Origin of the sequence: Bacteroides propionicigenes, assembly GCF_018390535.1 — a bacterium.
Taxonomy (GTDB): domain Bacteria; phylum Bacteroidota; class Bacteroidia; order Bacteroidales; family Bacteroidaceae; genus Bacteroides; species Bacteroides propionicigenes.
On sequence record NZ_JAHBBW010000002.1, the window covers coordinates 111,911 to 124,596 of the forward strand.

Consider the following 12,686-nt stretch of genomic DNA (forward strand, 5'->3'; position numbering starts at 1 on the left):
GTTCTGAATGACAGAATGAGAACTAAAATTCGTTTTGATACTTCACTTAAAAACAAAGACCATAAAGGCTCTTTTTATTTCTCCTTTTTGCTCTCATCCGGTCCCACCGAGGGAGCACTAAGCATCTCTTTATATTTTTCCGGGGCTGTCAATATCTTGACGGCTTCTTTCAAATCGTCATCGTCCTTTAGCTGTTGGATAATGCCCCCGCGCTGATAATAATAGCGTTTGATAATCTCGATGGCAATCATATCCTTGATATCCTTTGAGAAATGATCGAGGTCACGGTTCAGATTGTGAGATAATTTCTTCTCCAAAGCCTTGAACTCGTCCGATGCGTCCGTCAAATACCCTTCAAACTCTGCCATCTCTTTCAGGCTCTTCAACATTTTCTCAGTCTGCTGGTCATATTTGAAATCAGCCTTTTGCACCATTGCCTTGAAGTCGGCATAGTCGGCATCAGTAATTTTGAAATCCTTGGGTGCAGGAACTGTGGGGTGCTTCAAGCAGTATTCTGTGGCATAGTTAAATATCAGGTTATCATTCACTAGATAGAACAAGATATTAGGCAACTTATCCTGCTTGACGGCAATATCCGGAGTAACCCCTCCGCCATCACGCACTTCGCGCCCTACAGCCGTATGGAACACTGTTGTCAGACTATCCGGAATACGCCCTACACTACCGTCTTCATTACGGTGCTTATAGTCGATAGCCTGCACACAGCGGCCACTCGGAATATAATACTTGGAAGTTGTCAGTTTCATCGTACCGCCATAGGGCAACGGACGGGTTGTCTGTACAAGTCCCTTTCCGAACGTACGGTTACCCACCACCACGGCACGGTCGTAATCCTGCAATGCACCTGCCAGGATTTCCGATGCGGAAGCTGTTGCACTGTTCACCAATACAGCCAGCGGAATCTCCAAATCCAGCGGTTCACGCAAGGTCTTGTATGTATTGCTTGCCTGTTTGATTTTTCCCTTTGTCGTTACCAACGTTTTGCCGCGCGGCAGGAAGAAGTTGGCTATTTCCACTGCTTCGTCCAACAAACCGCCGCCATTATTACGCAAGTCTATAACCAACGAGGTAATTCCCTGTTTCTTCAAATCAAGAAATGCCTGTTTGAACTCTTTGGAAGGATTTCCGGAGAACGTGCTCAGATTGATGTAGCCTATGTTATTCTCCAACTTCGCATAATAAGGAATAAAAGGCAATTGAATGGAACGGCGAACAATGTCGAACTCCAACGGCTGCTCCTTACCCGGACGCTGCACTTTCAGCTTGAAGCTCGTCCCCACCTGCCCGCGAAGCATCTCGCTCACTTCTTGGTTATTCTTTCCTGCAAGGTCTTTGCCGTCAATCTCCATGAGAACATCACCGGCCTTCAAACCTACGGTAGCTGCGGGCATATTTTCATAAGGCTCGGCTATCATGGAACGTTTCAGTTTGGTATTCCAAGTTATGATAGAACCGATACCTCCATACGAGTTTTTCAACATCTGCTCCAACTCGCTTTGGTCGTCTTCCGGAAAATATTGCGTATAAGGGTCGAGTGAATACAGCATAGACTCGATACCTGTACGAATCGTCTTGTTCGGGTCTATTGTATCTACATAGAACATATCCAGCTCCTTCACAATAGAATTGAATATATCCAAGTTCTTTGCAACCTGAAAACTACGGCTGTCTCCGCTTTTAAATCCGAAAAAGAAACTTATGCCTACTACCAGCAATAGGACAGCTATCCAACGTATTTTTAAATATTTCATATATCCTCTAATTTATCATTATAATATCTTCCTTTATCTTTTCCCATTTTGAATCCGGCAGTTCCGTTCCAACCACCTGTATTACCTCTCCCGACAAGACAGCGCCTATCTTTCCGCACTTCTCCAGAGAATATCCGCAAGTCAGCCCATACAGAAAACCCGCCGCAAAGAAATCCCCGGCTCCTGTGGTATCAACCACCCGCTCCACCGGTACAGCCTCAACATACACCTCTTCCGTCCCTTTACGAATCAGCGAGCCGCGTGCTCCCACCTTTACAATGGCAATACTACACATTTTAGCGATAACATCCAACGCCTCCTCGGGTTCTTTACCGGTAAACGCTTTCGCCTCTTCTTCATTGGCAAAGACAATATCCACATATTTATTTACCAACAGAGAGAAAAACTCATGATCACCCGCCACAATATTATAGCTTGCCATATCCAGACAAACCTGCAGACCGGCCTCTTTGGCCAATTCGATGGCACGAAGAATCATATCGTGTTCCTGTACCAAATAGCCTTCTATAAACAGATAAGTATATCCTTTGAACATCTCCAGCGACAAATCTTCCGCTTTCAATGTAGATGCCGCCCCCAGATATGTACCGAAAGTACGCTCCCCGTCGGGAGATATAAAAGTAGAAGCTACCCCCGAAGGCAGGGTATCAGAAAGTAACAAATTAGCTTCCGTTCCGCGTTTTAACAAACTTTCCCGATAAAAGTTACCATAAGAATCATTATTTACCTTTCCGATAAATCCGGTACCTGCTCCAAGCTGCGCCATACCTCGAATGGCATTTCCCGCAGAGCCACCGGTCGCCAAATGAGTCTTCACCCGGCTAAAGTATTTATTGATTTTCAGCAATTTATCTTCATCAATCAGAGTCATACTACCCTTAGGCAACTCCATTTCCGCTAAGATTTCATCACTGTCAAGGGTTGCTAACACATCGACCAATGCGTTTCCCAATCCAATTATTTTGTCCATTCCTGATATTTTTTTTGCAAAGATATTGCATATTTCAAAATATCCTATTACTTTTGCAGCGCATTTGAGAAAAAACAACATTCTTCCTTAGCTCAGTCGGTTAGAGCATCTGACTGTTAATCAGAGGGTCCTTGGTTCAAGTCCAAGAGGAAGAGCAAAAGAAAAACTTGAATGCAACATTCTTCCTTAGCTCAGTCGGTTAGAGCATCTGACTGTTAATCAGAGGGTCCTTGGTTCAAGTCCAAGAGGAAGAGCGAAAAGGTTCGTCATTGCGGCGAACCTTTTTTGTTTTAATAAAGTTCCCGCCCGATGTAGGCCCAACGCAAAGCATCCCGTTCTTCGCCTCACCAGGCGAGAATGGGATGCTACAAACAAAACAAACAACAAGGTTATCTTCACAGACAGCCATTGTATAAGGTCATTTAATCAAAGTAATTATAGTATTGTCGTTTATTTTCTCCAAAGTCGTAGACAGTTGATAAAGAGTACCGTCCTCGGCTGTATACATCACATGCAAAGCTTCCGACCAACCGAAATCAAACTCTCCTTTAAGACGCAATGTATACGCTCCACCAGCACCGATAACAAACGTACCGATACGCGTACCGTTGCGCTGGGTAATAATATCAACTTTCTCATCTGAAGGTATCGGACTTTCGGCTGATTCGTAGCAGATAGTACCCGTTATAGGTTTATTAGTCACCCTTATTTCAAGAGGGACAAAAGCGACTTGCGTTTCTTCACTTTTCACTACAATGGTTTCGGCTGTCACAACCTTACCATCTTTAGGTTTGAGTGTTAATTTATTAATGGATAGATTCTCATAAGAACCAGTACCGGGATAATGATTTTTTGCCGTATATTTATAGCAACCGATCGAAACAGGTGTTGCACCCTCCACAACAAAATTATTCGTATAAATATAGCAATCTACCGTTTCACCCGGAGATACTTCCATCACCTCCCCTGTTGAACCTTGCAACCGGCCGTCTACCGGTCTTTCTACAGAGTTCACATCCAATTCAACCTCTATATCCGCATGGTAGTCCGCGTCGATGGAACGCGTCGTATTCCCAGCAGTCACATCCCGGTCACTCACAAAATGAAAAGGATCGAAGTAGGAAAGCTCAAAACTGGCAGAACGGTAGGAATCATCCTTCGGTACGGCAATACGGATTACATCGGCGCATAAAGGCTGCTTGGTTTTAAAAGGAACACTAAAAATGCCTGTCTTCGGATCATACAACTGCCTTGCGTTCGCGTCCACAGGATTAAATACGTAGTAATATCCGCCGTTGCTGGGTGATGTCATAGGTGCATAATTAGTGCCATCTTCGATTAGGCTGCCACCAGCATCATACCATTTCCAATAAGTCGCAGCAGGATTCTGCGGTTCCATTGCATTCGTAAAAATCATAATATCAGTCATATCCTGACCAAAATTCGTAACAGGGTTATCCCCTTTTAGAAACTGGAAATCTACAGAAACCGAGCTTCCTTTTACAGGCGCCACCAGCTTGTACTGTACATTGTGTATTTCATCTTTTGCTTCATTTGGATTATAAACCGAAGTATTCACCATTTTCAACGCCCAATCAGATTGTCTACTGAATGTATATTGCTTATGGGTAGTCTCAAAATTGGTTGCTTCCACATAGATATGTCCCGGTTCAGGATGTTCCCCTGAACCATAACCTATGCTGGTAAGGAAATAAACACGCTGCACTCCCACCTCATTGGCAGTATACACATATTTATAGCCCCAGCTTTCAGCCAAGCCCTGATCCTCTCCACTATCCTCCAAATCTTTCGCAAGCGGAAAACGGCCGCCCCAACCACCGTCAGCGATACTATTATCATTGATATCACCCCCTTTATCAATATAATCGGAAAGCGCTATAATAGGTAGTTTGGTAGCTTCTTTCGTGTCAATACCGTTGGTGGAGATACGACATTCCAGCGGAAATAACTCAGGCGGGAAGTTCTGCGGAATGTCGAATAGCAATGTCACCAACTGGTCTTTTTGCCCCGAGCTGACATTAGTCGAGCACCACACACCCTCAAACACAAAGTTCTTTACCAATATCAACGAGATTTCCCGGCGCAATGCCCCGGCTTTTACCAGCAAAGTGGCACGTTCGGGGGTCTCTGTGGGATTATGTAAAGGCTGAACTTTGATTATTCCCTTTGTCTTGGTATCGATTGTCGAGTTGAAGATATTCTCATTTGCCAGCCAGGAAACAGTAACATTCCCATCACCGATATATTCATAAGGTATCTCAAAATTATGGTTTGCAGCATTCTCATTTTGGATGACGTGCAACACTTTTTTCACATCCAACACATTCTCCCCGTCAGACACCTTGGGATGGCTGTTGTCCAACGAAATCCACACATTGTTTACAGAACGCAGATTTTTAGCTTTGTCCCTATCGGTAGTGCCGTTAGCAAGCGTAAAATTACCTTTTATATTCAGATTGTAGCGGTAGTTACGCCAGATTTCAACCGGGTCGTTCTCCTCACCCGCCACCAAAGAGGCTTTGAAATAATAATCCTGGTCAGAATCTGTACCAGCTGTGCCAGGTGCAAAACGCCCCCTCAAGATGACGTAAATAGGATAATCATCGCCATTGGGATGTTCAAAGATATACTTTGGATTAGCGTCCATATTCTCGAACATGGAAATGTCTTCGGAAGCATGCAGCGGCTCATTGGGCATGGTTACGTAAGGAAGGTTATCTGTTTGGTCCAGGGTTCTTTCAGTATAATCAAAACCTGCATAGGCATCGTCTTCCACCGTATGATAGGGTGCCACCATCCCGTTCGCGTAAATATTGAACAGTTCAAAAGCATTGACCGTGAAGTTCGCGGCTGCCATAGTTCCTAACTGCACGCAGGCTTGGTTACGCACCAGCGTAATCGACTTCTCTTTCACAGCTTCCGTATCGATTTCATCTTTATCGCCAGATAGCGGTTTTGTCGGCAGCTCCATTCTTCCCCAGTACCCCATCATACTGGAAGATGTGGCCAGGGAAGCAATAAGCTGCACTTCATCCATACCTAAATGCACGCCTTCCAACGACTTTTCATTCAGGTTGGAAATTAGATGTATATATCGGGTGGAAGGGGGTACGGATGCTTCAAAACTCCCTGTGTAAACAGCATCTTGACCACCCACCTGTGTGTCCTCGTTCACTGTCACCAAGGTACGTCCCAGATAGCTATGATTACGGTCAAAGTTATAGAGATAGGTTGTTTGCAGTCCCCAACCATCCTCATCCACTGAACGGGTCTTTACGGTCTGCATGGCAGGAGCCGTACCGGAGAAACGCAGGATTACATTACCGTTCTTGTCATACTTTGGCAACTCGTTCACAAATTCGTCCTGCACGCAAGCGGTAAGCAGGAGCGAAAAAACAGTCAGTATAAATAATTTCTTTTTCATAAACGTGTACTGAATTTAGTAAGGGGTAACACTCGGTCTCTGATCCGGCCAGTCCGTAGTTGTGTCTTTAATGCGAATAATTTTGCCCGGTTCGTTGGCATCGCGCACACAGCGGACAGCAGGTTGCCTCCCCCATCCACCACTACTATGATTACTTACAGTTTGATCTTTTGTATTCCAAACCTTACCCAATGAGCACCAATATTGATCCAAAGCAAGCACCTCGTCAATAGCACTATAGTTATTTTTACTGTTAGTCTGCGTTTTTCCAATAATGGTAAGTTCTGCCGGTGTGGGAACACGCCAGTTCTTATATTTTACTACAATCCCCTCCTGATAATCCAAAAAAGTAGTTTCTTCATATCGACTGCAATGAACCTGTGCTTCCTGATAATTCGGAAAGCCTTGAAAAGCGCCTAATTGCGAAGCTATCATAAAAGAGGGGGATACCATATTGCCCACATCCTCTCCTCCTTGTGTATATCCGTTTTCATCTAAAGGAGGCACCCCTAATGTATACTCATCTGAAGAAGCTGTAATTCGTACATGATACATACGGGGGTTTTTATGAGTATTTACACTGGCACTATTCCATTGACTCCTATTACTATTACTATTACCATTACCATCATCATCATCATAATAATAATAATCCAATGTATGATTACTCTTCAATAAAGTAGGAACCTTCTTACCATTGTCATCTTGTTCCATATCAACTTCATTCCACCTAACATACTTAACTACAAAATAACCATTGACCCCTTCACCCGTATCCAACTCGTTATTATTATTTTCCTTTGTATATCTGTTATCAGAATCATTTGTTGGTCCGTCCAAGAAATCACATCCTCTACCATCTTCATCGCGCAGCGACGAATAATACCCAAAGGTAGACGTTACGTAATTCAAAGGATATTGCACAACATCTACGTACTCCACAAGATTCTTATTATGATTATTCGTAATCTTAATTCTAAAGTATTTAGGCGCATTATTAGGCAATGGTTCAGATAGAATGGTAACGTTTCCTGTTACTTCACCTTCAGCATACTCGAACTTAACATCATATCCGTACGTCGGATCATTCCAGCTTCCCCCCTCTCCAACTACTTTCCGCTGTCCGAATTTATTATAATAATACACATCCCCAGCCAGTGCAACGGTTACATCATCCGATGCGTCGAAATGCAATACGGAATTCTTCGTATCATCCGTCAAGCTCAGTTCGTGATAATTCACGGAGAGGAAATCTCCGGAGGTTTCTCCATCTATGTCAATATTTATCGTTCCCCATTCCATTGCTTCAAATCCGACACCCTCCAAGGGCACCGGTTCACTCGGCTCGTTACTGCCCAATGCCCGTACTGTAGCCTCAATGGTATATTCGTAGTTTCGTTGCAAGCTGTAGTCTCTGCTGTCACCCATACCTTCGGGGGCGGGATTTACGGTTTGATAAGTAAACTTATCCAACGAAATAGCATACGAGTTGATCTCTAAGGGCGATGACTCAGGTTTTTTCGGCTGTACCGGAATATTGATAACCAAAGAAGATGCAGTTTCCAAGTCACCCCCCACCCATTCGCAAGCATACGAATAGAGCGTGTAAGTAATGATTCCGCCCTCTTCCATCTCATAGTCATAGGTAAAGGTTCCCGATGCAGATCCGCGATATATACCCTGTCCGCTCCTCACGTTAGTAGTAAGCGCAGGATTGGTAAATGTTATTTGATTATTGCCAGCCAAACCGACAAACGGAGTATAGCTCCCCAAAAATTCCGATGACAATGCAATATTCAATACAATTTTTGCCGCAGCTCTGGTCAAAGTAGCAGGTACTTCTATCGGTTCGGACGTTTCATCGTTCAATTCTACAGCATCACTTTCTCCCTCCATTAGCAAAGCTTCAAGGTTTGTAAAAGGAGGTTTGTTCATTTCCGTTTCTATCAGGCTGTTAAGGTCGCTCACGGCTAATTGCCCACCATTCTCTATTTTTGACTCCACCTCTGTCGGCAGATCATAATTGGCTATCAGGCATATTTTATACTCCTTCTCCGAATCGAAATTCTTTTTACTGCCCAAAGAGACCGGTTTCGTAATATCCACATGCTGTAAGCTAAGGCTATAGTGGCACTTGGTTTCAGCAGAAAGTATTCCGCCGGTCGCCTCAAAAACAAATAGGTGCAATGTGTTTACTACCCCCTCGATGCCACTTGCCGCACGGGTAGTTCTTTCGTCACCCGTAGAAATCCTAATCAGGACCTGGTTGTCATAGTTTCCCATATCGGCCTGTATCTCGTCCTCTTGCGTGCAAGAGGTTGTTACAAACAGTAACAGCATAGGCAACAGCGCCATCCATTTATGTAAATAATGAATTCTCATAACTATATAGTTTATCAATTAGACGATGGTTGGACCTGCTTTATAAGGATAAAATCTTGAATCTCAGTCTCATCCCACGGAAGCGAACAAACCAACCAGCTTCCGTCAGCTTGCTCCAATTTTATCTGCAACCGGCATTGCGGTGTTTTTGTTCCACCCGCCGAAGCCTCATTAAAAGGCCTGAGGGCTTTCACCCAAAAAGTTTCTCCCTTATCTGTCAATACTCCTTCAGGAGCCGGTATCGGCTGTCCAGATTGGTCTGCAAAAGTAAAGTCCGTTACATTGTCAATGGTAGCCTGCCACTTCACATTTGCCAGTGCATTATCTTGCCCGGCGCTTATCCTGAAACCTGCGTTTTGTCCTCCCAGCATATCACTTTCAGAAATAACCTCCGTTATATATAGTTCTGTAGGTTCAGGACCGAACGCAATATTCGACTCATCGGTCCATGTAATCTCATACCCGGCTTCCTCCCAGTCATCTATACTGATGTGAAGCAATATTCCGGCAGCCTTTACCAGGCAACAGATGTTATACTGATGATTGATTGCAATCGGCGGAAGGTAAATAACGGCAGTGCGGGGTGTGCCACCTACGGTATAGTTGATTGCCAGGCGGGGCTTTTTCTCTGTATTCGGCTCCGTATCCCAACTATCGGAACCGTCTGAATTCTTCACCAGATAGGCAGTTGCCACTTTGTCTTGCGTCGTGTAATCAGTCAAGTTATTTGCTGCACTCTCCGATAGGGTAGGAAAGTCATTGGCATTCTGAACAATCAAGCCAAGGCTATTATCGCTATAAGTATTCCCCTGCCCTGCGTCATCCGTATCACCCCAGAATACAGGAGAATCCGTTTTATAATCATGTAACGTCACGTCTGTAATCTGCACCGCTCCGCCTGTTGTGGCAAAGTAGAGGTTCAGCTCCGCCACATCGCGGGTCAGCGGACACTCCACTACGGTCACTCCCTGGGTGTCGGTAATCTCCTCTGTTACCCAACCGCTCATTAAAGATCCGTTTGTCACCTTGCTCCGGTCGAACACCAAAGCGTGCAGTTCATTGTGTGAGATGTTCTCGTCTAAAGATTTGGCATTGGTGCCGCTACCGTAAGTAAGCCCGCCCTCATTGGCAAGAACGAAAAACTCCAGATTTCCTCCCTGCTGCAAACGCAACGGGAGATAGTAGGCAGCACCCGATTCCTGCAGATTGCCATTGTAAGTATAACCCACCGGTTTCCCTGTAGCATCGAATACGTACACACGCAAGGTATTGATTACACTCACATCAGTGGCACGCGTCTGCGTCTGTTTGGTATCGATGACCAATCGCACTTCCAGTTTACCATTGCCACCGGGAGCCGAAAGGTTCTGTTCCTTATTGCATCCTGCCAGTAGCAGGACGGCTGCCATCCATATAAAAACGGTCGTCCTACGAACCGTCCGTTGGAATATGTCATTTTCTCTTTTCATACAGTAGTAAGTTTACATATCATTTTTCATCCATGCCCGGATGTATTTCTTCTTCTTCAAAAGGCTTCACCGTTACGCCTACTCCTCCGCCCTCGAAGCGTATCAGGATGGAGAGTTCCACCTCCTGCCTGTCTTCAACGGACAGGTTGTTGTCGGCCAAGTACTGCTCCACGCTCAGAGTGTGGAAGGGTTGACCGGTGGCAGGGTCAGTCAGTTGGAGTTCGATGTCGTTCTCGTCTTCAAAGCGCAGGGTGCAGAACACAGCCTCGTAGGCTGTTTCGCTTCCGGCGGCACGCACGGCTTCGGGCGTGTAGGCCACCAGCGTTTCCGAGGGTTCGCCGTTGAAGTGGCAGCATCCCGCCAGCGATGTCATCCGCAGACCCACGGGGCAGGCGTCGCCTGCGGCCTTGGTCAGCGGGAACACCGCATTTTCAAAACCCTCCATGCGCACTTTCAGGTTGATGTGGGCGCATGTAAAGTCACAAGTTTCTTTTACGTCTTCCCATGCCCGGCTGATGGTGAAGCTTTTGGCGGCATGGTACAGTTCGTCGTTGGTGTCGATGGCCGTTCCATCGTAATACTCGGGTGAGGCGATGCTTCCGTGCGCTTCGTGCTCGCTGTCGTCCACCTCGCTATGTTCGCCTGCGTTTCCCCAGCAGATTGCTTCATAGTTGCCGGGGGCAAGGTTCGTGAGTGTGATGCCTTGCAGCTGTTCCAACGCCGCACGGTCCACAGTATAGGTTTCCACCAGTTGCTTTGTTTCCGCATTGTAAACATACAGATCGACTTTCGTCACTTTTTGGCGGAAAATGTCGGTGGTACCGTCACCCGTATAGCGGAACAGTAGCGTGTAGCTACGATGGCAGTCATCCAGATTGTCTTTGATGCAGCCGGTGAGGATACAGGGTATCAGCAACAAGAGGAATAGTATATCTTTTTTCATTTCTGTATGTCTCTAAAGAATAAATAATCAGATATAAGATAAAAGTCGGGAGAAACAAGGAAAGAGGAAGATGTGCCGTCATCCACCGCAGATTGCAAACTCCGGCACATCTCCATCCATACCCTTATAGGTTATTCATCCAAACCCGGATAAATATTCGCTTCCTCAAACGGAACCACCGAAACCTTTACAACTACATTATAGCTCTTCGGAACTCTCAAGTCGATAGACATATTGACCGGAGTAATCAGTACTTCCATATTATAAATTTTGCCGGGCTGTAATTCCAATTCCACCTCTTTCTCAGCGTCCGAATAGAGTTTATTGATATTGGCAAACAGATACTCGTCTGTAGTCGGCAATGTATAGTCCGTTGTAAGGCTGGCTATTTGTTCGGTATAAGCCTTTACAAACTTATCATCGTTGCTATCAGCTCCAATAGCATCACCATTGGCCATAGTCGGTGCTGAGATATTATAAGCAGGAGTCATGTACTTACCAAACTGGAAGTGTATGGTAGGATTGGCAATATCACTCCCTGCAACGCCATCCGCACCAGCTTTGGCATCCGTAGCGAATGGAACCAGCACATTGAAAGCAATACACTTTTGCTGTTCGCCCGCAGCAGCGGTAGGAATAAGTTCGGCTATGCCGTTGGTAATTGAAGCATCTACATAAGGTAATAAAGTGCCATAGTCATCTTCTACGTCAGAGTCATAATCAATATAAGCAGCTTCAGTCTTTTTATCAGTACCACCAACCGACCATGTACCGTCTTTTATCGTATTCACATAGGTATCTGTATCTTTCATATCCTTATGTGTACCCAGCAAATCATTGAAAGAATCAGCAAATCTGTTCAGATAAATACCATGCAGCACGGGTTTGAAATTTTCCCAAGGAATAGCATATTTATCTTTAGTGGCTATAATACCGCCCGCTGTAGTTTCTTCATCAGGGAATAAAATCTGACCGGTTGTTTTTACCTCGATACTCGTTATCTGAATACGGGAGATAATCGGCTTCAATTCCACTACAGCATTATAATAAAGGCTTCCTTCATTATCGGCACCCTCCAGCGTTATTTCCTCAGTAGCATCAGCCGGTTCCGCGTGTACCTCTTTCAATACCTCCTTGTCACTGCCTACATACACCACTGCATTTCTCGCAATGGACGGAGCTTGCTGTGCCAAGGTTGTATTTAGGGAACTGATATTAGTAATCTTTTCAAACTCATCTGTGTCAAAAATGGCATTGGCAACAATATGTACGGCAGAAACTCCCGTCAAGCCCACGAACTTGGCACCGGTTGTCCCAAAAAGCGCACTCCATTTCTTCGTGTTAGCTTGGGCTGCAGCTTCTTCAGTACCATCCGGCAATTCTTTAGATATCTGATACTTGTATTTCACCGCACCGGCTGCATCCGTAAAGAAGAACGCCAGGTTCTGTATGTTACCCTGAGCGGCAGCAGCATTGGCATCTTCCGTCCAAATAGCTCCTCCGGCATCCATAGTTGCGCGTGTAGATGCATCCCCCAGTCCCTTGATAGATACAATCAGCGTCTTAGGCGTATTGTCGTCCGGCAATCCATTCCCAAGCTCATCGTCATTGCTACATGCCGCGAACGCCAATCCGGCCAATCCCAGCATAAAAAACTTGTTTAGCTTCATAATTTTAAGAATTA

General features: G+C 45.2%; 7 protein-coding genes and 2 tRNA genes. 2 read left to right on the plus strand and 7 right to left on the minus strand.

Annotated elements, in window-relative coordinates:
- Window positions 1–74: 74 nt before the first annotated feature.
- The gene (locus tag KG118_RS03290; RefSeq protein ID WP_117710361.1) at window positions 75–1,772 is read right to left on the minus strand and encodes a S41 family peptidase; all 1,698 of its coding nucleotides are present in this window, start codon (window positions 1,770–1,772) and stop codon (window positions 75–77) included.
- A gap of 7 nt (window positions 1,773–1,779) precedes the next feature.
- Window positions 1,780–2,763 carry an adenosine kinase gene (locus tag KG118_RS03295; protein ID WP_117710362.1) on the minus strand — a complete coding sequence of 328 codons (984 nt, stop codon included), beginning with the start codon at window positions 2,761–2,763 and terminating at the stop codon, window positions 1,780–1,782.
- Window positions 2,764–2,844: 81 nt separating this feature from the next.
- On the opposite strand from KG118_RS03295, the gene KG118_RS03300 reads away from it, so the two are divergent.
- A tRNA-Asn gene (locus tag KG118_RS03300) sits at window positions 2,845–2,918 on the plus strand.
- A gap of 25 nt (window positions 2,919–2,943) precedes the next feature.
- Window positions 2,944–3,017 (plus strand) — tRNA-Asn (locus KG118_RS03305).
- A 164-nt stretch (window positions 3,018–3,181) separates the two neighbouring features.
- Here the strand turns inward: KG118_RS03305 and KG118_RS03310 are convergent.
- From KG118_RS03310 to KG118_RS03330, 5 genes are all read right to left on the minus strand, one after another.
- A complete protein-coding gene (locus tag KG118_RS03310; protein WP_213388347.1) occupies window positions 3,182–6,208 on the minus strand; it encodes a hypothetical protein in 3,027 nt (1,008 codons plus the stop codon).
- A 15-nt stretch (window positions 6,209–6,223) separates the two neighbouring features.
- A complete protein-coding gene (fimD, locus tag KG118_RS03315; protein WP_147331355.1) occupies window positions 6,224–8,590 on the minus strand; it encodes a fimbrial tip adhesin FimD in 2,367 nt (788 codons plus the stop codon).
- A 14-nt stretch (window positions 8,591–8,604) separates the two neighbouring features.
- Complete coding sequence (locus KG118_RS03320) at window positions 8,605–10,059, minus strand: fimbrial protein (RefSeq protein WP_117710365.1); 1,455 nt, start codon at window positions 10,057–10,059, stop codon at window positions 8,605–8,607.
- 19 nt (window positions 10,060–10,078) lie between these two features.
- Window positions 10,079–11,002, minus strand: a complete 924-nt coding sequence (locus tag KG118_RS03325) for a FimB/Mfa2 family fimbrial subunit (RefSeq protein WP_117710366.1) — start codon at window positions 11,000–11,002, stop codon at window positions 10,079–10,081.
- Window positions 11,003–11,133: 131 nt separating this feature from the next.
- The gene (locus KG118_RS03330) at window positions 11,134–12,672 is read right to left on the minus strand and encodes a hypothetical protein (protein WP_117710367.1); all 1,539 of its coding nucleotides are present in this window, start codon (window positions 12,670–12,672) and stop codon (window positions 11,134–11,136) included.
- Window positions 12,673–12,686 lie beyond the last annotated feature (14 nt).

Excerpts from the sequence above, each read along its gene's own strand:
- KG118_RS03290 (WP_117710361.1), bottom strand. The coding sequence starts at position 1,772 with ATGAAATATTTAAAAATACGTTGGATAGCTGTCCTATTGCTGGTAGTA.
- KG118_RS03295 (WP_117710362.1), bottom strand. The coding sequence starts at position 2,763 with ATGGACAAAATAATTGGATTGGGAAACGCATTGGTCGATGTGTTAGCA.
- KG118_RS03310 (WP_213388347.1), bottom strand. The coding sequence starts at position 6,208 with ATGAAAAAGAAATTATTTATACTGACTGTTTTTTCGCTCCTGCTTACC.
- fimD (WP_147331355.1), bottom strand. The coding sequence starts at position 8,590 with ATGAGAATTCATTATTTACATAAATGGATGGCGCTGTTGCCTATGCTG.
- KG118_RS03320 (WP_117710365.1), bottom strand. The coding sequence starts at position 10,059 with ATGAAAAGAGAAAATGACATATTCCAACGGACGGTTCGTAGGACGACC.
- KG118_RS03325 (WP_117710366.1), bottom strand. The coding sequence starts at position 11,002 with ATGAAAAAAGATATACTATTCCTCTTGTTGCTGATACCCTGTATCCTC.
- KG118_RS03330 (WP_117710367.1), bottom strand. The coding sequence starts at position 12,672 with ATGAAGCTAAACAAGTTTTTTATGCTGGGATTGGCCGGATTGGCGTTC.